Origin of the sequence: Caenimonas terrae (assembly GCF_042655405.1) — a bacterium.
GTDB lineage: Bacteria > Pseudomonadota > Gammaproteobacteria > Burkholderiales > Burkholderiaceae_C > Ramlibacter > Ramlibacter terrae_A.
The window spans coordinates 331,341-350,980 of sequence record NZ_JBHSMF010000002.1; the positions used below are offsets into that span (position 1 = coordinate 331,341).

General features: G+C 69.9%; 24 protein-coding genes. 13 read left to right on the forward strand and 11 right to left on the reverse strand.

Going from position 1 to position 19,640, the window contains the following annotated elements:
* Window position 1 precedes the first annotated feature (1 nt).
* Window positions 2–451 (reverse strand): OsmC family protein, encoded by a 450-nt coding sequence (locus tag ACFPOE_RS01625; protein ID WP_376848250.1) that lies wholly within the window; start codon window positions 449–451, stop codon window positions 2–4.
* A gap of 221 nt (window positions 452–672) precedes the next feature.
* Here ACFPOE_RS01625 and ilvA point away from each other — a divergent pair, with 221 nt between their 5' ends.
* Window positions 673–2,217 carry a threonine ammonia-lyase, biosynthetic gene (ilvA, locus tag ACFPOE_RS01630; RefSeq protein WP_376848251.1) on the forward strand — a complete coding sequence of 515 codons (1,545 nt, stop codon included), beginning with the start codon at window positions 673–675 and terminating at the stop codon, window positions 2,215–2,217.
* A gap of 6 nt (window positions 2,218–2,223) precedes the next feature.
* On the opposite strand, the gene ACFPOE_RS01635 is transcribed toward ilvA, so the two are convergent.
* Entirely contained in the window at window positions 2,224–2,676 is a 453-nt protein-coding gene (locus ACFPOE_RS01635; RefSeq protein ID WP_376848252.1) for a type II secretion system protein N, read from the reverse strand.
* A 40-nt stretch (window positions 2,677–2,716) separates the two neighbouring features.
* Between ACFPOE_RS01635 and gspG the strand changes: the two genes are divergently transcribed.
* From gspG to ACFPOE_RS01685, 10 genes are read left to right on the forward strand one after another with little or no spacing between them, the layout of a single operon-like run.
* Complete coding sequence (gene gspG / locus ACFPOE_RS01640; RefSeq protein ID WP_376848253.1) at window positions 2,717–3,157, forward strand: type II secretion system major pseudopilin GspG; 441 nt, start codon at window positions 2,717–2,719, stop codon at window positions 3,155–3,157.
* Window positions 3,132–3,587: a GspH/FimT family pseudopilin gene (locus ACFPOE_RS01645; RefSeq protein WP_376848254.1), complete on the forward strand. Its 456-nt coding sequence runs from the start codon at window positions 3,132–3,134 to the stop codon at window positions 3,585–3,587. Before gspG ends, ACFPOE_RS01645 begins: the two co-directional genes overlap by 26 nt.
* The gene (gene gspI, locus ACFPOE_RS01650) at window positions 3,584–3,937 is read left to right on the forward strand and encodes a type II secretion system minor pseudopilin GspI (RefSeq protein ID WP_376848255.1); all 354 of its coding nucleotides are present in this window, start codon (window positions 3,584–3,586) and stop codon (window positions 3,935–3,937) included. Before ACFPOE_RS01645 ends, gspI begins: the two co-directional genes overlap by 4 nt.
* Window positions 3,937–4,635, forward strand: coding sequence for a PulJ/GspJ family protein (locus tag ACFPOE_RS01655; protein ID WP_376848256.1), 699 nt, complete (start codon window positions 3,937–3,939; stop codon window positions 4,633–4,635). The genes gspI and ACFPOE_RS01655 overlap by 1 nt, the downstream gene beginning before the upstream one ends.
* Complete coding sequence (gspK, locus tag ACFPOE_RS01660; RefSeq protein ID WP_376848257.1) at window positions 4,632–5,615, forward strand: type II secretion system minor pseudopilin GspK; 984 nt, start codon at window positions 4,632–4,634, stop codon at window positions 5,613–5,615. Before ACFPOE_RS01655 ends, gspK begins: the two co-directional genes overlap by 4 nt.
* Before the next feature lie 39 nt (window positions 5,616–5,654).
* Window positions 5,655–6,863, forward strand: a complete 1,209-nt coding sequence (gene gspL, locus ACFPOE_RS01665; protein WP_376848258.1) for a type II secretion system protein GspL — start codon at window positions 5,655–5,657, stop codon at window positions 6,861–6,863.
* Window positions 6,860–7,339 carry a type II secretion system protein GspM gene (gspM, locus tag ACFPOE_RS01670; protein WP_376848259.1) on the forward strand — a complete coding sequence of 160 codons (480 nt, stop codon included), beginning with the start codon at window positions 6,860–6,862 and terminating at the stop codon, window positions 7,337–7,339. Before gspL ends, gspM begins: the two co-directional genes overlap by 4 nt.
* An 11-nt stretch (window positions 7,340–7,350) precedes the next feature.
* On the forward strand, window positions 7,351–8,145 hold the full coding sequence (gene gspN, locus ACFPOE_RS01675) for a type II secretion system protein N (protein ID WP_376848260.1): 795 nt from the start codon (window positions 7,351–7,353) through the stop codon (window positions 8,143–8,145).
* A 1-nt stretch (window position 8,146) separates the two neighbouring features.
* Window positions 8,147–10,228, forward strand: coding sequence for a type II secretion system secretin GspD (gene gspD / locus ACFPOE_RS01680; protein WP_376848261.1), 2,082 nt, complete (start codon window positions 8,147–8,149; stop codon window positions 10,226–10,228).
* Window positions 10,229–10,231: 3 nt separating this feature from the next.
* Entirely contained in the window at window positions 10,232–11,620 is a 1,389-nt protein-coding gene (locus ACFPOE_RS01685; RefSeq protein WP_376848262.1) for a GspE/PulE family protein, read from the forward strand.
* Here ACFPOE_RS01685 and ACFPOE_RS01690 read toward each other — a convergent pair.
* Entirely contained in the window at window positions 11,607–11,789 is a 183-nt protein-coding gene (locus ACFPOE_RS01690; protein WP_376848263.1) for a hypothetical protein, read from the reverse strand. The two genes, ACFPOE_RS01685 and ACFPOE_RS01690, sit on opposite strands and share 14 nt — an antisense overlap.
* 273 nt (window positions 11,790–12,062) lie before the next feature.
* Between ACFPOE_RS01690 and ACFPOE_RS01695 the strand changes: the two genes are divergently transcribed.
* Window positions 12,063–12,443, forward strand: a complete 381-nt coding sequence (locus ACFPOE_RS01695; protein WP_376848264.1) for a hypothetical protein — start codon at window positions 12,063–12,065, stop codon at window positions 12,441–12,443.
* A 70-nt stretch (window positions 12,444–12,513) separates the two neighbouring features.
* On the opposite strand, the gene ACFPOE_RS01700 is transcribed toward ACFPOE_RS01695, so the two are convergent.
* Window positions 12,514–12,825 carry a hypothetical protein gene (locus ACFPOE_RS01700; RefSeq protein ID WP_376848265.1) on the reverse strand — a complete coding sequence of 104 codons (312 nt, stop codon included), beginning with the start codon at window positions 12,823–12,825 and terminating at the stop codon, window positions 12,514–12,516.
* Between the two features lie 173 nt (window positions 12,826–12,998).
* On the opposite strand from ACFPOE_RS01700, the gene ACFPOE_RS01705 reads away from it, so the two are divergent.
* The gene (locus ACFPOE_RS01705; RefSeq protein ID WP_376848266.1) at window positions 12,999–13,301 is read left to right on the forward strand and encodes a hypothetical protein; all 303 of its coding nucleotides are present in this window, start codon (window positions 12,999–13,001) and stop codon (window positions 13,299–13,301) included.
* Between the two features lie 36 nt (window positions 13,302–13,337).
* On the opposite strand, the gene ACFPOE_RS01710 is transcribed toward ACFPOE_RS01705, so the two are convergent.
* The 7 genes from ACFPOE_RS01710 to ACFPOE_RS01740 all read right to left on the reverse strand — a co-directional run bounded on the left by ACFPOE_RS01710 (window position 13,338) and on the right by ACFPOE_RS01740 (window position 19,556).
* Entirely contained in the window at window positions 13,338–14,291 is a 954-nt protein-coding gene (locus ACFPOE_RS01710; RefSeq protein ID WP_376848785.1) for a 2-hydroxyacid dehydrogenase, read from the reverse strand.
* Window positions 14,292–14,322: 31 nt separating this feature from the next.
* Window positions 14,323–15,291, reverse strand: a complete 969-nt coding sequence (locus tag ACFPOE_RS01715; protein WP_376848267.1) for a tripartite tricarboxylate transporter substrate binding protein — start codon at window positions 15,289–15,291, stop codon at window positions 14,323–14,325.
* A gap of 57 nt (window positions 15,292–15,348) precedes the next feature.
* A complete protein-coding gene (locus ACFPOE_RS01720) occupies window positions 15,349–15,930 on the reverse strand; it encodes an amino acid synthesis family protein (protein WP_376848268.1) in 582 nt (193 codons plus the stop codon).
* A gap of 35 nt (window positions 15,931–15,965) precedes the next feature.
* Window positions 15,966–16,856, reverse strand: coding sequence for an NAD(P)-dependent oxidoreductase (locus tag ACFPOE_RS01725; RefSeq protein WP_376848269.1), 891 nt, complete (start codon window positions 16,854–16,856; stop codon window positions 15,966–15,968).
* Between the two features lie 144 nt (window positions 16,857–17,000).
* Complete coding sequence (locus ACFPOE_RS01730; protein ID WP_376848270.1) at window positions 17,001–17,918, reverse strand: LysR family transcriptional regulator; 918 nt, start codon at window positions 17,916–17,918, stop codon at window positions 17,001–17,003.
* A gap of 108 nt (window positions 17,919–18,026) precedes the next feature.
* Window positions 18,027–18,749, reverse strand: coding sequence for a class I SAM-dependent methyltransferase (locus tag ACFPOE_RS01735; RefSeq protein WP_376848786.1), 723 nt, complete (start codon window positions 18,747–18,749; stop codon window positions 18,027–18,029).
* Between the two features lie 87 nt (window positions 18,750–18,836).
* Complete coding sequence (locus ACFPOE_RS01740) at window positions 18,837–19,556, reverse strand: TetR/AcrR family transcriptional regulator (RefSeq protein ID WP_376848271.1); 720 nt, start codon at window positions 19,554–19,556, stop codon at window positions 18,837–18,839.
* Window positions 19,557–19,640 lie beyond the last annotated feature (84 nt).

Consider the following 19,640-nt stretch of genomic DNA (forward strand, 5'->3'; position numbering starts at 1 on the left):
TTCAGGCCTCGCGCACGTCGAAACTGGTGGTGATCTCGGCGGTCTTGGCCAGCATGATGGTCGCCGAACAGTACTTCTCGTGACTCATCGCGATCGCACGCTCCACCGCCGCGGGGGCGATCGCCCTGCCGGTGACGGTGAAGTGCAGGTGGATCTTCGTGAATACTTTCGGTTCGGTGGCGGCCCGCTCTGACGTCAGCCTGACGGAGCAAGCTCGCACGTCGTGGCGTCCCCGCTTGAGGATCAGGACCACGTCATAGGCGGTGCACCCGCCGGCGCCGGCCAGCACGGTTTCCATCGGCCGCGGCGCCAGGTTCTGGCCGCCGTTGGCGGGCTGCGCCTCGTCGACCGCTCCGTCCATCATCAGCACATGGCCGCTACCGGTTTCGGCCACGAACCCCATCCCCGAACGCGTGCCCGACGCGCCGGTCCAGCTCACCGTGCATTCCATGTTCCGACTCCTTGCTTGTTGCTGCAAAACCCCGGATCTTGCCTCAAGCCGACGGCCGTGCTGCATCGCAGCAAAAGTGGCGATATACTGATTTTCATGCGGCGCCCGATGGCGCTGCGCCGGTTGTCTCCTCCACCTCACCTTTGGTGGATTCAGCCCCCGAGCCGCAAGGCCCGGGGGCTTTTTTCATGCCCGCGGCCCAGCCTTATCATCGGCCGGACATGACCAAGCCCCTCAAGCCAGCCGACTACCTGAAGAAGATCCTGACCGCGAAGGTCTATGACGTCGCGGTGGAGTCGGCGCTGGAACCGGCGAAGAACCTCAGCCGCCGCCTGCACAACAAGGTCCTGCTCAAGCGCGAAGACCAGCAGCCGGTGTTCAGCTTCAAGCTGCGCGGGGCGTACAACAAGATGGCGCACCTGAGCGCCGAGCAGCTCAAGCGCGGAGTGATCTGCGCATCGGCCGGCAACCATGCGCAGGGCGTGGCGCTGTCGGCGCACAAGCTGGGCTCGCGCGCGGTGATCGTGATGCCGGTCACCACGCCGCAGGTCAAGATCGAGGCGGTCAAGGCGCTGGGCGGCGAGGTGGTCCTTCACGGCGACAGCTACTCCGACGCGCACGAGAAGGCGGTGCAGCTCGAACGGGAGCAGCACCTCACGTTCGTCCATCCCTTCGACGACCCCGACGTGATCGCGGGCCAGGGCACGATCGCCATGGAAATCCTGCGCCAGCACCAGGGGCCGCTGGACGCCGTGTTCGTCGCCATCGGCGGTGGCGGACTGATTTCGGGCGTGGCGAACTACATCAAGGCGGTGCGCCCGGAGATCCGCGTGATCGGCGTGCAGATGAACGATTCCGACGCCATGGCCCGATCGGTCGCCGCCAGCAAGCGCGTCACGCTGGCGGACGTGGGCCTGTTCTCCGACGGCACGGCGGTGAAGCTGGTGGGCCAGGAGACGTTCCGGATCGCGCGCGAACTGGTCGATGAATTCATGACCGTGGACACCGATGCGGTGTGCGCCGCGATCAAGGACGTGTTCGTCGACACGCGCAGCATCGTCGAGCCGGCCGGGGCACTGGCGGTGGCGGCCATCAAGCAGTACGTCGCCGCCAACAAGACCCGCGGCGAGACCTACGTGGCGATCCTGTGCGGCGCCAACATGAACTTCGACCGCCTGCGCTTCGTGGCCGAGCGGGCCGAGGTGGGCGAAGAGCGCGAGGCGCTGTTCGCGGTGACCATCCCGGAGGAACGCGGAAGCTTCAGGCGCTTCTGCGAACTGATCGGCGACCTGCCCGGCGGGCCGCGCAACGTCACGGAATTCAACTACCGGATCAGCGATGCCAGCAAGGCCCACGTGTTCGTCGGGCTCACCACCCACGGCAAGGGCGAGTCGGCGCGGATCGCGGCCAATTTCGGGCGGCACGGCTTCCAGTCGCTGGACCTGACGCACGACGAACTGGCCAAGGAACACATCCGCCACATGGTGGGCGGCCACTCGTCGCTGGCGCAGGACGAGCGGCTGCTGCGCTTCATCTTTCCGGAGCGGCCCGGCGCGCTGCTGAAGTTCCTCTCGCACATGCGCCCGGGCTGGAACATCACGCTGTTCCACTACCGCAACCAGGGCGCCGACTACGGCCGCATCCTGGTCGGCCTGCAGGTGCCGGCCGCCGACAGCAAGGCCTTCAAGTCCTTCCTGTCGACCCTTGGCTATCCGTCGGTGGACGAAACGGACAATCCGGTCTACCGCCTGTTCCTGCAGAGTTGAGCGGGCTCAGCGCTTGAGCGGGGGCAATTCGAGGGTGAGCACCGGCGGGCCGCCGGCGGCCGCGGCCAGCACCGCCTTGCGGCCCTCGACGGATTGCAGCACCAGCCCCTCGTCGATCGCCGACCCGACCCGGAACGGCCTGGGCGGCTTGCCGTCCACCGCGATCAGGGCCGCGCCATGATTGGTGCGCCAGGCGACCACGCCCAGCAGGCTGAAGCGGCTGGCCAGGCTGGCCGAGGGCTGCGCAGGCGCCGACGCGAGGACCGGGCTGGCGCCGAGCAGCCGCGCCACCGCCGCGGGATCGGCCGCAAACGGCTGGCGCACGGGTGCGGCCACCGCCGCGGGCGCGGCGCGCGGCGCCATCCGCAGGGCCCAATAGACGCAGCTGCCGGCGGCCAGCAGCCACAGGATCAGCGTCGCCAGCCGTACCGGCCACCGGCTTTGCACACTCGTTGCCATATGCGGCGATTATCATGGAACCGATCCATCCGAAAGCGACATGAACTCAATCCGCATGCCCTTCAAGCGCCGCGTCCAGGGCGGCTTCACCCTGATCGAGCTGATGGTGGTGCTGGTCATCATCGGCGTCCTCGCAGCCCTGATCGTCCCCAACGTGCTGGACCGGGCCGACGATGCGCGCGCCACCGCAGCCCGCACGGACGTCAACAACCTGATGCAGGCGCTCAAGCTTTACCGGCTCGACAACCAGCGCTACCCCACCTCCGAGCAGGGCTTGCAGGCGCTGGTGGCCCGGCCCACGGCGCCGCCGGTGCCGCCCAACTGGAAGCCGTACCTGGAAAAGCTGCCGAACGATCCATGGGGCCGGCCCTACCAATACCTCAACCCGGGCGTGAAGGGCGAGATCGACGTGATGTCGTTCGGCGCCGATGGACAGCCCGGCGGCGAGGGCAAGAATGCGGACGTCGGTTCCTGGCAGTAGCGCCGGTGCGCGCAGCGGCGGCTTCACGCTGCTCGAACTGCTGGTGGTGGTCGCGATCATCGCGATCGCCAGCGCAGGCGTGAGCTTCGCCTTGCGCGACAGCGCGGACACGCAACTCGAGCGCGAGGCGCAGCGGCTGGCGGCGCTGCTCGAATCGGCGCGCGCCCAGTCGCGCACCAGCGGCCGCCCGGTGCAGTGGCGCGCGGTCGCCGGCGGCTTCCGCTTCGACGGGCTGGCGGCGGACGCCTTGCCGCAGCACTGGCTGGATGCGGGCACCGAGGTGCGCGGGCCCGGCGCGCTGCAGCTCGGACCGGAGCCGATCATCGGCCGCCAGCAGGTGGTGCTGGGATCGTCGGCGCTGCCGGGCCGCAGCCTGCGCGTCGCCACCGACGGACTGCGCCCGTTCGCCGTCAGCGCGGAGCAGCAATGAGGCAGCGCGGCTTCACGCTGATCGAGGTGCTGGTGGCGCTGGGCATCGTCGCCATCGCGCTGGTGGCGGGCCTGCAGGCGACCACCGCCCTCACCAACAATGCCATGCGGCAGTCCGATGTGCTGCTGGCGCACATCTGCGCCGAAAACGAACTGGTGAAAGCCAGGCTGTCGCACCAGATGCCCAGCGTCGGCGACAGCGCGGTGGCCTGCGAGCAGGCCGGGCGCGCCTTCAGCGTCAACGTGGCGGTGCTGCCCACGCCCAACCCCAGTTTCCGGCGGGTCGATGCGCAGGTGATGGACGGGGCGATCCCGATCCTGCGCCTGTCCACCGTGGTCGGCAGGTTCTGATGGCCCCTGCCCGGCACGCGCGCGGCTTCACGCTGGTCGAACTGCTGGTGGCGCTGTTCGCGATGGCGCTGCTGGCGGTCATGAGCTGGCGCGGGCTCGACGGCATGGCGCGGGCCCAGGCCGCCACCGCCACCCGGGCCGACGAGGTGCTCACGCTGCAGGTCGGCCTGGCGCAGTGGGGCGCCGACCTCGACGCCGTGGTGCAACTGCCCGGCGCGGCGGCGCTCGACTGGAACGGCCGGGTGCTGCGGCTGACGCGGCGCGACACGACCAATGCCATGAGCGGCGTGCTGGTCGCGGCATGGACGGCGCGCAGCGGGCAGTGGCTGCGCTGGCAGTCGCCGCCGCTGACGACGCGGGGCCAGCTGGACCAGGCCTGGCTGCAGGCCGACCAGTGGTCGCAGAACGCCGGCGACGAGGAGCGGCGCCGCGAAGTGGCGGTCATCCCGTTGCAGGAGTGGAAGATCTTCTATTTCCGCCGCGACGCCTGGACCAATCCGCAATCGAGCGACGCCGGCAGCGCGCCGGTGCTGCAACCGGGCCTGACGCCGGAGGCCGCCGCCGCACTGGCCGCCCAGACGACGCCGGTCATCCCGGACGGCGTCCGGCTGGTGCTGGTGCTGCCGCCCGGCGGCGCCCTGGCCGGCCAGATCACGCGCGACTGGGTCCGCCCCACCATCGGCGGGGGCAAGTCGTGATCGCGCCCCGCACCCAGCGCGGCGCCGCGCTGCTGATGGCGATGCTGACGGTCACGCTGGTCGCGACCATCGCGTCGGCGGCGATGTGGCAGCAGTGGCGCAGCGTCGAAGTGGAGCAGGCCGAGCGCGCCCGCGTCCAGTCGGCCTGGATCCTGACCGGCGCGCTCGACTGGGCGCGCCTGATCCTGCGCGAGGACGCCAAGGGCGGCGGTCCGGACTTCCTGTCCGAGCCCTGGGCGGTGCCGCTGGAGGAAGCGCGCCTGTCCACCTTCCTGGCCGCCGAAAAGGGCGTCGCCACCGTCGGCGACGACTCGCTCGATGCATTCCTGTCCGGCCAGATCGTCGACCTGCAGTCGCTGCTGAACGTCGGCAACCTGGTCGACCGCGGCAAGGTCTCGGACGCCGGGCTGCGCAGCTTCGGGCGGCTGTTCGCGCTGCTCGGGCTGCCGCCGGCGCAGCTGGCGACGCTGGCCGAGAACCTGCGCTTTGCCAGCGACGCCAGCACCGCCAACCGGTCGTCGCCGATGGCGCCGCTGATGCCGCAGCAGGTGGACCAGCTGGTCTGGCTGGGGCTTTCCCCGGAAACGGTGGCGGTGCTGCGGCCCTACGTCACCGTGCTGGCGGCGACCACTGCCACGCCGGTGAACCTCAATACCGCCAGCGCCGAAGTGATCTACGCCGCGATCGACGGCACCAGCATGGCGGATGCGCGCCGGCTGGTCACCGAGCGCGACCGCGCCCCCCTGCGCAACCTCGGCGACGCCGCCCGCATCCTCGGGCGCGAGGCGTCGACCATGAGCAACGACCAGGTCGGCATCGCCTCCAGCTTCTTCGAAAGCCGCGGCCGGCTGCGGCTGGGAACGATGGTGGTGGAAGAACGCTCGGTCCTGCAGCGGGTCGGCCTGAACGTGACCGCCATCCGGCGCGAGCGCGGGGTGATCGAATCGCCGCCTCCCGGCACCGCCCTGCCGGCCCGCTGAACCGGCGCCGCAGCCGCCTGCCTACAATCGCCGCAGCCAATGAGCTCACTGATCTTCCTGCTCCCCGCCACTTCCGTGACCGCCACCACGGAATTCGCCTACCTCGTGACGCCCGACGGCCGCTCGGTCGCCGCGCACGCCATCGCGCCGGTCGCCCTGCTGCCGCAGCCGGCCGGGGCCGCCGGCGAAGTGGTGGCCATCGCGCCCGTGACGGCGCTGTCCTGGCACCAGGTCGAACTGCCCAAGGGCGTGACAGCGGCGTCGCCGCGGCTGCGCGCGGTGCTCGAAGGCCTGCTGGAAGACCGCCTGCTGGACGAGCCGGAGGCGCTCCATTTCGCGCTGCAGCCCCGTGCGGTGCCCGGCCAGCCGGTCTGGGTGGCGGTCTGTTCGCGGCAATGGCTGCGCGACGCGGTGCAGGTGCTGGAGGCCGCCGGCCGGCCGATCTCGCGCATCGTGCCCGAGTTCACCCCGGAAGAGCCGCTGGCCTTGAGCGCCATCGGCGAGCCCGAGCACGCGACCCTGGTGCTGACCGGCAGCGACGGGGTGCTGGCGCTGCCGCTGGCGGCCCACGCCCTTGCCCTGCTGCCGCCCCTGCCCGACGACGCCCAGCGGATCGCCGAGCCCGCCGTCGCCGCACTGGCCGAACAGCTGCTGCAGCATCCGGTCCAGTTGCAGCAGGCGCCGCAGCGCTGGCTGCGGGCCGCGCAATCGGGCTGGGACCTGGCGCAGTCCGAGTTCGCCAGCTCCAACCGGGCCCGCGCCGTCAAGCGGCTGGCGGCCCTGGGCAACGACGTCCTGCGCGCGCCGCAATGGCGGCCGGCGCGCTGGGGCGCGATCGTGCTGGTGGCAGCGAACCTGGCGGGCCTGAACGCGTGGGCCTGGAAGGAGCGCTCCAGCCTGGCGGCCAAGCATGCGGCGGTCCAGCGCGTCCTCACCACCACCTTCCCGCAGGTCAAGGTGGTGGTGGACGCCCCGCTGCAGATGGAAAAGGAAGTGGCCCTGCTGCGCCAGGGCGCGGGTGCCACGTCCAGCCGCGACATGGAAGCGATGCTGGGCGAACTGGCCGCGGTGGCGCCGCCGCAACGGCCGCTGAGCGCGATCGACTACGTCACCGGCGAACTGCGGGTCAAGGGGCTGGCATCCAGTCCGCCCGAGGCTGCCGCGCTGGCGGAGAGCCTGCGCAGCCGCGGCTACGCGGCGGAGTTGCGCGGCGACGCGCTGGTGCTGAACGTGCGGGAGGCGCCATGATCGCCCCGGCGTTGTCGCGCAAATGGGGGCAGCTGGCGCCGCGCGAACAGCACCTGGTGGCCGCGGCCGCCGGGCTGGTGGCGGCGGCCCTTCTGTGGTGGCTGCTGCTGGCGCCGCCGCTGGCCGTGATGCGCACGGCGCAGGAACAGCATCGCAGCCTCGATGCCCAGTTGCAGCAGATGCAGGGGTTGCAGGCGCAGGCCCAGGCGCTGCAATCGCAGCCGCGGCAGACTGCCGACGAAGCCGGCCGCCTGCTGGAGGCGACGGTGCGCGAGAGACTGGGAACCGGCGCCCGCATGACGCTCGCCGGCGAGCGGGTGACGGTCGCACTGGCCGGCGTGGCACCGGAAGCGCTCGGCCAGTGGCTGGCGCAGGCCCGCACCAACGCCCGCGTGCTGCCGACGGAGGCGCACCTGACGCGCAACCCGGCCGGCCTGTGGGACGGCACGCTGGTGCTGGCCCTGCCGGCCCGCTGAGCGCCCAGCCCATGGCCCGCCCGATTCCTGCCTCCTGGCCCGCCGCTCCCTGGGCCTGGGCCTGGGGCGGCCTGCTGCTGGGCGTGCTGCTGGCGCTGGCCTTGTTCGCGCCGGCGCGCTGGCTCGCCTCCGCGGTGGCGAGCGCCAGCTCCGGGCGGGTCGTGCTGGACGACCCGGCCGGCACGGTCTGGAACGGTTCGGCCCGCCTGTTGCTGGCCGGCGGCAGCGGCAGCAACGACGTGGCCGCGCTGCCCGGTCGGATCGACTGGCGCCTGCGCCCCGCGTGGGGCGGCGTCGACGCGAGGCTGACCCCGGTGTGCTGCACCACCGAGCCGCTGGAAGTGCGCACGCGCCTGCGCTGGGGCGGCGTCGAACTGCGCATCGGGGACCAGCGCACGCAGTGGCCGGCGGCGGTGCTGGCCGGACTCGGCACCCCGTGGAACACGCTGCAGGTCGAGGGCGACCTGGTGCTGGCGACGAAAGGGCTTTCAGTAGAATGGGTCGAAGGGCGCGTGGCGGTGGCCGGGCGCGTCGAACTGACCGCCTCTCGCCTGTCGTCGCGGCTGTCCACCCTGAAACCCATGGGCAGCTACCGCATCACCCTCAACGGGGGTTCTCCATCGACACTCCAACTCGAGACCCTGGAAGGCGCCTTGCAGCTGACGGGCAGCGGCCAGTGGATCGGCTCCAGACTGCATTTTTCCGGCACTGCCAGCGCCGCGCCCGAGCGCGAGGCGGCGCTGTCGAACCTCCTGAACATCATCGGCCGGCGCCGCGGCGCACGGGCGACCATCACCATAGGCTGACATGAAATTCCGTCTTGCTGTCATTTCCCTGGCGCTCGGCTCGCTGCTGGCCGGCTCGCCGGCGCTGCTGTTCGCGCAGCGGGCGACCGAACCGGTCACGCTGAACTTCGTCAACGCCGACATCGAGGCGGTGGCCCGCACGATGGCGGCGATCACCGGCCGCAACATCGTGGTGGATCCGCGCGTCAAGGGCACCATCACCCTGTCCACCGAGCGGCCGGTGCCGCCGGCGCAGGCGTTCAACCAGTTCGCCGCCACGCTGCGGCTGTCCGGCTTCACCGTGGTCGACGTGGGCGGGCTGCTCAAGGTGGTGCCGGAGGCGGATGCCAAGCTGCAGGGCGGGCCGGTCACCGTCGGCCCGCCGGCCGTCGGCGGCAGCCAGATCGTCACCCAGATCTTCCGGCTGAACCACGAGACGGCGGGCAACCTGGTGCCGATCCTGCGGCCGCTGATCAGCCCGAACAACACCATCAACGTCAACCCGGGCAACAACTCGCTGGTCATCACCGACTATGCGGACAACCTGCAGCGGCTGGGCCGCATCATTGCCGCGCTCGACGTCTCGAACGCGACCGACGTGGAGATCATCCCGCTGCGCAACGCGCTGGCGTCGGACATCGCGCCGCTGGTCGCCCGGCTGGTCGAGTCCGGCTCGGCGCCGGTGGTGGCGGCCGGCCAGGGCCAGGCCGACACGTCGTTTCGCACCACCGTGGTGGCCGAGCCGCGCAGCAACACGATCATCGTGCGCGCCGCCAACGCGGCCCGGATGAACCTGGTGCGCTCGCTGATCGAGAAGCTCGACCAGCCGACCGCGCAGAGCCCCTCGGGCAACATCTACGTGGTCTACCTGAAGAACGCGGACGCCACCAAGCTGGCCGTGACGCTGCGCGCGGCGTTGAGCGCCAGCGGCACCGGCGCCGGCACCACCGGGGGATCGGGGCTGCCCAGCACGCCGTCGACCACCGGCCTGTCGACCACGCCGGGCGGCAGCGGCGGCGCCACCGCGCCGGTGCAGCCCTCGGCCCAGCCGTCCACCGGCGGCCAGATCCAGGCCGACCCGGCCACCAACTCGCTGATCATCACGGCGGCCGAGCCGCAATACCGCCAGCTGCGCGCAGTGATCGACAAGCTCGATGCCCGCCGCGCGCAGGTGTTCGTCGAAAGCCTGATCGCGGAGGTCAATGCCGACAAGGCGGCCCAGTTCGGCATCCAGTGGCAGGGCCCGGTCGGCAACAAGGGCGACAAGAACATCGGCGTGCTGGGCACCAACTTCACCATCGGCGGCACCAACATCTTTTCGCTGGCCACCGCCGCCGTCGGATCGGTCCTGCCCTCGGCCGGCCTGAACGTGGGCGTGGCAAGGAATTACGGCGGGGTCTACGTGCTCGGCTTCCTGGCGAACTTCCTGGAGACCCACGGGGACGGCAACGTGCTGTCCACGCCCAACCTGCTGACGCTGGACAACGAGGAGGCCAAGATCGTGATCGGCCAGAACGTGCCCTTCGTCACCGGCCAGTTCACCAACACCGGCGCCAGCAGCGGCACCGTCAACCCGTTCCAGACCATCGAGCGCAAGGACGTCGGCCTGACGCTGCGCGTGAAGCCGCAGATCAGCGAGAACGGGACCGTGAAGCTGCAGATCTTCCAGGAGGTCTCCAGCGTCGACCCGGCGACGATCAACTCGCCCAACGGCCCCACCACCAACAAGCGCTCGATCGAATCGAGCGTGCTGGTGGACGACGGCTCGATCGTGGTGCTGGGCGGGCTGCTGCAGGACGAATACGCCCGCAACCAGGACAAGGTGCCCGGCGTGGGCGACGTCCCGCTGTTCGGCAACCTGTTCAAGAGCGAGACGCGCAGCCGCAAGAAGACCAACCTGATGGTGTTCCTGCGGCCGGTGGTGCTGCGCGACGCACCGCAGGGCGACGAGCTGTCGCTCGATCGCTACGACCTGATGCGCCTGAAGCAGGAGGCGGCGCAGCCGCCGTCCAGCGTCACGGTGCCGATCAACGAGGCGCCGGTGCTGCCGGCCCTGCGCACCGAGCCGAAGCCGGACAAGCCGGCGCCGCCGCTGGGACAGTAGGCGATGCGCTACCCGCTGCCCTACGCCTTTGCGCGCGGCAACCAGCTGCTGCTGGAAGACGACGGCGACCGGCTGGTGCTGTGGCACGCCGGCACACCGGCGCGCGGCGCCTGGAGCGAGGTGCTGCGCAAGCACCCGGTCGCCACGGTGCAAGAGCTCGATCCGCAGGCGCTGGCGCAGCGCATCAGCGCCGCCTATGCCCAGGGCGAGTCGAGCGCCGCCACGGTAGTGAGCGAGGTGCAGAACGACGCCGACCTGTCGCGGATGATGCAGGAGCTGCCGGCGGTGGAAGACCTGCTGGAAACCAGCGACGACGCGCCGATCATCCGCATGCTCAACGCGCTGCTGACGCAGGCTGCGCGCGACGGCGCCAGCGACATCCACATCGAGCCGTACGAGCGCCACTCCTCGGTGCGGTTTCGCGTCGACGGCACGCTGCGCGAGGTGGTGCAGCCCAACCGGGCGCTGCACGCGGCGCTGATCTCGCGCCTGAAGATCATGGCCGAACTGGACATCGCCGAAAAGCGGCTGCCGCAGGACGGCCGGATCTCGCTGCGCATCGGCACCCGGGCGGTGGACGTGCGCGTGTCCACGCTGCCCAGCGCGCATGGCGAACGCGCCGTGCTGCGCTTGCTGGACAAGAGTGAGAGCAAGCTGAGCCTGGAGTCGGTCGGCATGACCGGCGAGACGCTGCGGCGCTTCCTGCAGCTGATTGCCCAGCCGCACGGGATCATCCTGGTCACCGGCCCGACCGGCTCGGGCAAGACGACCACGCTGTATGCCGCGCTCAGCCGCCTCGATGCCGGCAGCAGCAACATCATGACGGTCGAGGACCCGATCGAGTACGAGCTGCCCGGCATCGGCCAGACCCAGGTCAACGCCAAGATCGATCTCGACTTCGCCAAGGCGCTGCGCGCCATCCTGCGGCAGGACCCGGACGTCATCATGATCGGCGAGATCCGCGACTACGAAACCGCGCAGATCGCGATCCAGGCGTCGCTCACGGGCCACCTGGTTCTGGCCACGTTGCACACCAACGATGCGCCCAGCGCCGTCAACCGCCTGATCGACATGGGGGTGGAGCCCTTCCTCCTGAGTTCATCGCTGCTGGGCGTGCTGGCGCAGCGGCTGGTGCGCAAGCTGTGCGTCCAGTGCCACGGGGCCGGCTGCGCCCAATGCGGGCAGACCGGCTACCAGGGGCGCACCGGCATCTTCGAGCTGATGCTCGCCAACGAGGCGATCCGCGCGCAGATCCACAACCGCGCTTCGGAGGCGGACATCCGCGCCGCCGCGCTCAGCGCCGGCATGACGCAGATGCGCGAGGACGGCGAACGGCTGGTGCGCGAAGGCCTGACCTCGCGCGAAGAGCTGGTGCGCGTCACGCGCGAATAGGCCGGCCGGCGGCGACGCGCTCCGGCGCGTGGGGCTGGCCCGGCAGCTTGACCGGCGGCGCGGCCGGACGGTCGTCCTCGGCGGGCGGCGGCTCCGGGCTCTGGCCCGGGGGCTGCTGCGGCGTGTGCGGCGGAACCGGCTCCGGCGGCGTGATGTCGTCTGGACTCATGTTGCGTCTCTCCTGAGCTTCGATCGTGGCCGCCGTGCTTGTTTCACGCCTCGGCCGCCACCGCGGACCGGCGTCAGTGCGGGCGCCATTCCACTGCAGAGCCTTGCAATCGAATATCACAAAGTGATGCGAACTTTGTCAAAAAGTTCGGCAGGCGCTGTCCCACAGGCATTGTCGTGATGGCCTGACGTGAGGCCTCCCCTGCGCCAACTAACTTGCAGTTGCTGCCACGAACTTGGCGCGCCGTTTTTTCAATCTTTAAGGAGTCTCACCATGTCTGCAACCACCAAAGTCGTCGGCCTGATCGCCGGTCTGTCCGCTGTCGCCGCGATCGGCGTCGCTGTCGCCCAGGGTGTTCCGCCCAATCCGTACATTGCCAACCCCGCCCTCGGCGCCGGCCAGCAAAGCACCCACATGACCTCGATGGGCGAGACCGGCGTGCCCGGCCTGACCGACACGGTCCGCACCGCGACCATCGTGCGCCAGCAGGAAGTGGCTGTCGCCCCGGCACCCGTGATGGCCCAACCTGCACCGGCTCCGGTCGTTGCAGCGCAAACGGAAACCACCACCACGGCCACCACGATGGGCGCCGCTCCGGAGCCGGCTCCCGCCCCGGTGCGCATCGCCCGCGCCGCCCGCCGCGACCGCAACTGAAGGCGCTCCGGGTCGCAAGGCCCGCCAGTTCGAGCAGCCTGCAGGCGATGGCCTGCGGGCTGTTCGTGTTTCAGCCCAGCACGATGAAGCGCGCGTGATGCAGCGGGTCGTCGGGCTGGTAGCCCCACAGGCCGGCCTTGACGGTGTCTACCTCGCGCGCGGCCAGGATCTCGCGCTGGCGCGGGCTGGCGTCGCGCATCGCCTGCAGCAAGGCGGGTTCGAACCGCAGGTAGATGGGCGCCGAGCGCTTGTTGGGCCGGAACGGATCGTCGTTGGTCTTCCAGGAAATCAGCAGATCGCCATGCTCCAGCGCGATGGCGACCGCATTGTCCGGAAACAGGTGTCGCAGCGCCTCCCAGAATTCGGCCCGTATTTCGTCCATAGCTCGCTCTTGGCTGCGGGCAGTATGAACGGCTGGGCCTCGATGTCAATTCGGGATGGGTAGTTGTCTTTAATCTGAAGTAATTACAGAATGGGCCGTGCCAGGGGCTATGGACCCCGGCACACGGGCCCAGGGAGCCTTGCCGTCCACAGGCGGCTTTGCGGCAGTCCACGATGTTCAATCCATTCAAGCGTTCCGCGCCTGCTGCGAAGCCGGCCACCAGGTCCACCGCCCGTCCCGGTGCTCCTGCCAGGAAGGAAGAACCCCCTGCCTTGCCGGAGGAGGCGTCGCTGCCCGACGTGGTCGAAGGCAACGAGCACACCGACTGGGCGCTGTGGGAAGACTCGCTCAACGTGCTGGACAGCCAGATGCAGGGTTTGACGCCGTCGGCGCGGATCTACGAACGCGACAAGCAGACGCCCAGCGAATTCCAGGATCTCGACCCCTTTGCGCGGGTCGGCAAGAAGAGCCGCTGATGGCGAGCTCGCCCGCGGCCGGCTCGCCGTTCGGCGTCAGTTGACCCGGGTGAGCAGGGGTTTGCCGGAAAAATGGGCTTCGGCGTTCTCGAGGAAGCGGACCACGGAGGCATGGATTGCCTGCGGCGAGATGCCGCCGATGTGGGGCGTGAGCACCGCATTGTCGAATTCGAGCAGGCGCGCCGGCGGGGTCGGCTCGCCTTCATAGACATCGAGGGCGGCGGCCCAGATGCGCCGGTCGCGCAGCGCGTCCGCCACCGCGTCGGTATCGACCAGCGTGCCGCGGGCAATGTTCACCAGCACGCCGTCCGGACCCAGCGCATCCAGCACCTTCGCGTCGACCACGTGGTAGGTTGCCGTGCCCCCGGGCGCGGCGATGACGAGGAAGTCGCACCAGCCGGCCAGGCTGACGATGTCGTCGAACCACCGCAAGCCCAGCTCGTCGCGGCGCGTGCGGCTGTGGTAGCCGATGTCCATGTCGAAACCCTGGGCCCGCCGGGCGACCTTCCTGCCGATCGCCCCCAGGCCGAAGATGCCCATCCTGCGGCCCGAGACGTGCGGCGGCCGCGGAATGTCGTCGCGCCATAAGCCGTGCCGCACGCCGTTGTTCAGGAAGGGCACGCGGCGCACCGCGGCCAGCAGGATGGCCATGGCGTGGTCCGCAACGGCATCGTCGTTGGTCCCCGCCGCATTGCACACCGGGATGCCGCGCCGGCTGGCCCGCTCGAGCGCGACGTTCTCGAAACCGACGCCCACCGTGCAGACCAGCTCCAGCCTCGGCAACGCATCGATCTCCGTGGCCAGCAGACCGTTGGTGCCGTTGGTCAGCACGACCCGGATCTCGCTGCCATGCGCTGCGATCTGCGCGGCCCCGTTCGAGCGGTCGGCTCCCAGCCCCTCGTTGGGTGCATAGATCATGTCGAAGCGCTCCGAGACGAGCGCGCGGTGTTCGACCGAGAGATAGACGAGGACGAGAAGCCTGGGTTTCATCATGCGAAGGAGGGCGGTCGGGCCGGTGCGATCAGTCGACGCGGGCGCCGGACAGCTTGACCAGCTTGCCCCATTTGTCGATCTCGCCGGCGAGGACCTCCTTGAACTCGGCCGGCGTGTTGCCCACCACGGTGGACCCCTGGTCGGCGAAGATCTTGCGCACGGCCGGGTCCTGCAGCACTTTCTGGATGCCGGCGCTGAGCTTGCTGACGATCGCGGGCGGGGTGTTGGCCGGTGCGAAGACGCCGTTCCACAGGACGATCTCGAAACCGGGCAGCGCTTCGTTCACGGCCGGCACGTTGGGCAGGCGTGGCGAGCGATTGCTGGTCGTCACCCCCAGCGGACGCAGCTTGCCCGAGTCGATGTAGGGGAGCACTTCCACCAGCGGCGCGAACACGACCTGGATCTGGCCGGCCAGCAGGTCGGCGTTGGCCGGCGCACCGCCCTTGTACGGCACGTGGACCATGTCAGCGCCCGCCAGGCTGTTGAAGAGCGCACCGGCCAGATGCGACGAGGTGCCGCTGCCGGCCGAGCCATAGTTGACGGCGCTCTTGTTGCCGCGCACGTAGGCGATGAATTCCTGCAAGGTCCGGGCCGGGACCTCGTTGTTGACCATCAGCACGTTGGGGATGAGCGCGACCTGCGAGATCGGGATGAGGTCCTTGCGCAGGTCGAATCCCGTGTCCTTGTACAGGCTGACGTTGGTGGCGATGGTGCTGGCGTGCAGCAGCAGCGTGTACCCGTCGGGCTTGGCCCTGGCCACGTAGGCCGAGCCGATGTTGCCGCCGGCGCCGGCGCGGTTGTCCACGATGACCTTCTGGCCCAGCACGTCGCCCAGGTGCTGCGCCAGCAGGCGGGCGGTCGTGTCGGTGCTGCCCCCGGCGGCGAGCGGCACCACCAGCGTGATCGGGCGCTCGGGCCAGTCGGCGGCCTGCGCGGCAAGGCAGCAGGCGGCAAGAGCGAAGGCGGCGACTGTCTTGAGGAAAGTGGTGCTTTGCATTGGGACCTTGTGGATGTGAAAGGCGGGGCACGGCGGGCATCGCGCCGGTTCGGACGATCAGCGCTGGCCGTCGCCCAGCTTGATTTCGGAGGCGCGCAGGCCGCCCAGGCGTTCGTGCACGCGGGTGCCGGTGGACATCACCAGCGCGTAGAGCAGTTCGTCGGGGCGCGGGCCGTCGATGATGCCGACGTCCATGGTGGTGAAGTGGCTGCGCACGTAGCAGGCTTCGATATGGTGCATCGGGACCTGCAGGCGGGTGCCGGCCGAGGCGACGACCTTCGCCGCCGGCACGATCGACTTGGCCTTGGGCAGGAACGAACGCATCGGCCAGCCGCCGGCGATGTGCCAGATGGCGCCGTGTTCCAGCTCGCCGTTCAGTCCGACGATCGCGCCCTTGCCATACGCCTGGATCTTGTCGGCGCCGCCGAGGGCGTCGATCAGCTCGGGCACCAGCCCGTTGGCCATCTCGGTGGCGTCCTTGACGAAGGGCTCCAGGTCCTCGACGTAGCGGCCGGCATACGGGTTTTGCAGCACGACGGCGATGCAGCCCATCTTGATCGGGACGTCCCGCGGCGGGCCGCCTTCGTGGCGGATCGACTCGATGGTGAGCAGCTTCTTGCGGATGTTGATGAGGGACATGGCTCGATTCCTTGGGTGATGGTGAGAAAGGGCGCTCAGGCGGCCGGCTTGGCGCCGAACTGCACGCCGGCCCACTGTTCGAAGTGGCGGATCGGGAACACGTTGTCCTTGTCGCCGTCGCCCTGGCTGATGGCGAAGGCCAGGAACTGGCGCGCGGCGGGGCTGACCAGCATCGGCGCCCCCAGCTTCTCGGCCTCGTCGATGCACATCTTGATGTCCTTGTGCAGCAGCTCGGTCGTGAAGCGCACCGGGAAGCTGCGATCCAGCACGCATTGCGGGATGCGCTCCAGCGTCGCGAACGAGCGGCCGCTGGACACATTGATCACGTCCAGCATGGTCTTGGGGTCCAGGCCGGCCTTGACGCCGTACACCAGCGCTTCGCAGCTGGCCACCATGCTGGTCGCGTAAAGCGTGTTGTTGATGATCTTGAGCGTCTGGCCCAGGCTCGGATCGGCGCCCAGGTAGAAGATGTTCTTGCCGATCACGCGCAGCAGCGGCTCGATTTCCTCGTAAGCCGCCGCCGGGCCGGCCGGCATCACGGCCAGCGCGCCCTTTTCGGCATTGGCGGTGCCGCCGCTCACCGGCGCGCCCACCAGGGCGATGTTCCGGGCCTGGAGCAGCGCCTCGATTTCCTTGGTGACCGACGGGCCGGTGGTGGACAGATCGAGCACGATCCGCACCCGGTCGCCCTGCGCCACTTCGGCGGCGACGTCCGCGACGATGCGCGGCATCGGCAGGCACAGCAGCACGATCTCGACCCGCGAGGCCAGCTCCCTGGCGCTGGCTGCGGGTTCGGCGCCCTTGGCCACCAGCCGGTCCTGGGCGGCGGCGCTGCGGTCGTGCACGTGCAGCTCGTGGCCGGCGGCCAGCAGCCGGGTGCCGAAATGCACGCCGATGTTGCCGAGGCCGATCAATCCGATTTTCATGGGGGGTCCTGGGTGGAATGAATGTCCGCGCAGCCAAGGGCGGGGAGCGCTGAACTCTAAGGCGGGGCCCGCCGCATGGCGAGTGCTGCTTCTGGCCCAGGGGATGCGCTCAGGTTAATCGGCGGCGCGCTCCGGGCCGGACGCTCAGGGCTGGGCGCTCGTCTGGCCGTGGCCTTCGCGGGCGGCTTGCTGCTTGAGCACCTCGATGAACTTCCCGGCGTGCGTGCGCCCGTGGTCGAACACCGAGCGCACGATGCTGGGCTCCAGCACGATCTCGTCGGCCAGCGGCAGCGTCTGCAGGTCGGTCCAGCCCATGCCCTCTGCAGTGAACTCGTCGACGATCGCCACCCCGGCCCCCGACCGCGCCAGCGAGCAGGCCATGTCGCTCTGGTGGATGTTGATGCGCGTCTTCAGTTCCACGCCGGCCCGCTCGAACGCGGCGGCCACCAGCCGCCCGAACGGGATGCCGGCGTCGTGCGAGATTACCGGGTAGCGGGCCAGTTCGGCCAGCGGCACGGTGGCCAGCTGCGCGAGCTCGTGGCCCAGCGGCACGACGCACACCATGCGGCCGCGCGTGAAGGGCTCGACCCGCAGGTTCGGATGGTCGATCGGATGCACCGACACCGCCAGGTCGACCCGGTTGCTCAGCACCTCCTGCGGCATGCTGTTCAGCAATGTGGTCCTGAAGTTCACGTGGATGCCCGGATAGCGCTGCACGAACTGCGCTATCGCGCGCGACATCAGGCCGCGCGACAGGCTCGGGCTGGCGGCGATCCTCAGCGTGCCCGACGGGCCGAGGGCGAGCGCGCGGGCGAATTCGTCGACCTTCACCGCCTGCTGGTAGAACTCGTCCACCTCGCGAAACAGCGCCTCCCCCTCGGGAGTCGGCGTCAGCTTGCCCTTGACCCGGTTGAACAGCATCAGGCCGAGGGTCTGCTCGGTGTGCGCGATGATCCGGCTGACCGCCGGCTGCGATGCGAACAGCAATTGCGCGGCGGCCCGGATGGAGCCCGTGAGCATCACGGCCCGGAAGACCTCCATTTGTCTGAGACTGAATTTCATCGGGCCCGAGGCAGTGCGGAGCCGGCGCCGAAAGACCGGCACCCGTGCCCGTGTGGAGTATCCATCATCGCGCGGCGCGCGAGGCGAGGCGGGATCCGGAGCGGAACGTCACCGGCCGGGCGCGGGCAGACTCGCGGCCTTGCGCGCCACGATGATCCACTCGCGGATCTGTTCGCGCGGGTCGCCATCGTGGCGGGTGATCTCGCCCACCCTGAGCGATTCCCAGCGGCTGCCGTACAGCGCCGGAATCGAGTCGCGGGGCGTGAGGCGGATCGCCCCCTTGGCGGCCAGCGGGCCGCTGGCGAAGCGCCAGTAATCGTCCCCGACCCGTTCGCCGTCCTCGGTGCCCCATGTGCCCGGCGCGAACGTGCGCGACCAGAACGCGCCGCCCGGCAGCAGGCGATCGTGGACCTGCTCGATCAGCCTGCGGCTCTCGGCCAGGTCGTTGCAGCAGATCGCCTCGGAGTCGATCACGAAGTCGTAGCCGGTGAAGTCTTCGGGCAGCGCGCAAAAGTCGCCGCAGCGGATCCGGCCGCGCCAGCCGGGCAGCTCCTCGTCCAGCCGCGCGGTGGCCTGGCTGACCGCCGTGGGCGAACCGTCGATGGCGTCGAAGGGGATGCGTTCGCGCGCGAGAAACCACAGGTTTGCCCCCGGTCCGCAACCGAGCTCCAGCGCCTTGAGCCTGCCGCGATCGGCCACGCCGAAGGCCTCGCGCGCGACGAACCTGACCAGGTCCTCGGCAGGGTAGCGGCCCCATCCGCGGCTGCTGAAGATGCTCTCCCACACTGCGTCGTACATGCTGTCCCTCGGCGAATGGCGCAGATCGTACATCGCCACGGCGGGATCGGTCGGGAGGCGGACGAGGGCGCCTGCCATCGCGCCCGTCCCGGGTGCCGGCAGCGGACGCGAGCCGCGTGCTCAACCCGGCAACAGCGCCAGGCTGGCGTCCAGGTAGCTTCGCACGCGGTCGCGGATCACCGTCTCGTCGTCCAGTGCCGGCTGCTGCGGATGGATCGGCTGGCCGTAGATGAACACCCGCACGCCGCCGTAGAAGATGCCGCCGTGCAGCCCCATCAGCATCTCGTACTCCCGCACGCCCGGCCGGCCACGGCCGCGGTTGCCGCGGTGCCGGCGCGTTTCGCGGATCAGGCGCGGAAACAGCCGCTCGCCCAGCAGGGCGAAGAAGCGGTTGGGAATGCTGCGGTCGTTGAGGCCGGAAAAGATCATGATCCGGACGAAGTCGCGGGTGAGCACGGTGCGCGCGTAGTCGACGTAGAAGCGCACCAGCTTCTCCTCCACGTCCAGGTCGCGGCGGTCCAGCAGCGCCTCCCACTCCGGCTTCCAGCGTCCGGCGAACACGTCCTGGTAGACCCGGTCGACCAGGGCGCGCTTGGTCGGGAAATAGTGGTAGACGAGCGTGTGCGTGACGCCGATTGCCGCGGCCAGCTCGCGCATCTGCGCATCGAGCCCGTGCTCGGCGAAAAAGGCGATGGCGCCCTCGGCGATGTGGCGCTCGCGTTCCGCCACCGACATCCGGCGCCGCGACGCTGGCGGCGCCGCGCCCGCGCCCTCGGCCTGCCCGGCCTCCCCGCTAGGGTTTGTCCGGGGGGCGCGGCCGTTCACGGAGCTGTCCTTCATTCCTATCATTGTTGAACGTTTGGTCAATACAAAATCTTAACCGGAACCGGCGTGGCGGGCCCACCCGTCCAACCCCTTGGAGGC

Excerpts from the sequence above, each read along its gene's own strand:
- ACFPOE_RS01740 (WP_376848271.1), bottom strand. The coding sequence starts at position 19,556 with ATGAAGGACAGCTCCGTGAACGGCCGCGCCCCCCGGACAAACCCTAGC.
- ACFPOE_RS01685 (WP_376848262.1), top strand. The coding sequence starts at position 10,232 with ATGCGCTACCCGCTGCCCTACGCCTTTGCGCGCGGCAACCAGCTGCTG.
- ACFPOE_RS01695 (WP_376848264.1), top strand. The coding sequence starts at position 12,063 with ATGTCTGCAACCACCAAAGTCGTCGGCCTGATCGCCGGTCTGTCCGCT.
- ACFPOE_RS01725 (WP_376848269.1), bottom strand. The coding sequence starts at position 16,856 with ATGAAAATCGGATTGATCGGCCTCGGCAACATCGGCGTGCATTTCGGC.
- ACFPOE_RS01645 (WP_376848254.1), top strand. The coding sequence starts at position 3,132 with ATGCGGACGTCGGTTCCTGGCAGTAGCGCCGGTGCGCGCAGCGGCGGC.
- ACFPOE_RS01730 (WP_376848270.1), bottom strand. The coding sequence starts at position 17,918 with ATGAAATTCAGTCTCAGACAAATGGAGGTCTTCCGGGCCGTGATGCTC.
- ACFPOE_RS01735 (WP_376848786.1), bottom strand. The coding sequence starts at position 18,749 with ATGTACGATCTGCGCCATTCGCCGAGGGACAGCATGTACGACGCAGTG.
- gspI (WP_376848255.1), top strand. The coding sequence starts at position 3,584 with ATGAGGCAGCGCGGCTTCACGCTGATCGAGGTGCTGGTGGCGCTGGGC.
- ACFPOE_RS01710 (WP_376848785.1), bottom strand. The coding sequence starts at position 14,291 with ATGAAACCCAGGCTTCTCGTCCTCGTCTATCTCTCGGTCGAACACCGC.
- gspN (WP_376848260.1), top strand. The coding sequence starts at position 7,351 with ATGGCCCGCCCGATTCCTGCCTCCTGGCCCGCCGCTCCCTGGGCCTGG.
- ilvA (WP_376848251.1), top strand. The coding sequence starts at position 673 with ATGACCAAGCCCCTCAAGCCAGCCGACTACCTGAAGAAGATCCTGACC.
- ACFPOE_RS01705 (WP_376848266.1), top strand. The coding sequence starts at position 12,999 with ATGTTCAATCCATTCAAGCGTTCCGCGCCTGCTGCGAAGCCGGCCACC.
- gspM (WP_376848259.1), top strand. The coding sequence starts at position 6,860 with ATGATCGCCCCGGCGTTGTCGCGCAAATGGGGGCAGCTGGCGCCGCGC.
- ACFPOE_RS01655 (WP_376848256.1), top strand. The coding sequence starts at position 3,937 with ATGGCCCCTGCCCGGCACGCGCGCGGCTTCACGCTGGTCGAACTGCTG.
- ACFPOE_RS01690 (WP_376848263.1), bottom strand. The coding sequence starts at position 11,789 with ATGAGTCCAGACGACATCACGCCGCCGGAGCCGGTTCCGCCGCACACG.
- ACFPOE_RS01635 (WP_376848252.1), bottom strand. The coding sequence starts at position 2,676 with ATGGCAACGAGTGTGCAAAGCCGGTGGCCGGTACGGCTGGCGACGCTG.
- ACFPOE_RS01715 (WP_376848267.1), bottom strand. The coding sequence starts at position 15,291 with ATGCAAAGCACCACTTTCCTCAAGACAGTCGCCGCCTTCGCTCTTGCC.
- ACFPOE_RS01700 (WP_376848265.1), bottom strand. The coding sequence starts at position 12,825 with ATGGACGAAATACGGGCCGAATTCTGGGAGGCGCTGCGACACCTGTTT.
- ACFPOE_RS01720 (WP_376848268.1), bottom strand. The coding sequence starts at position 15,930 with ATGTCCCTCATCAACATCCGCAAGAAGCTGCTCACCATCGAGTCGATC.
- ACFPOE_RS01625 (WP_376848250.1), bottom strand. The coding sequence starts at position 451 with ATGGAATGCACGGTGAGCTGGACCGGCGCGTCGGGCACGCGTTCGGGG.
- gspG (WP_376848253.1), top strand. The coding sequence starts at position 2,717 with ATGAACTCAATCCGCATGCCCTTCAAGCGCCGCGTCCAGGGCGGCTTC.
- gspD (WP_376848261.1), top strand. The coding sequence starts at position 8,147 with ATGAAATTCCGTCTTGCTGTCATTTCCCTGGCGCTCGGCTCGCTGCTG.
- gspL (WP_376848258.1), top strand. The coding sequence starts at position 5,655 with ATGAGCTCACTGATCTTCCTGCTCCCCGCCACTTCCGTGACCGCCACC.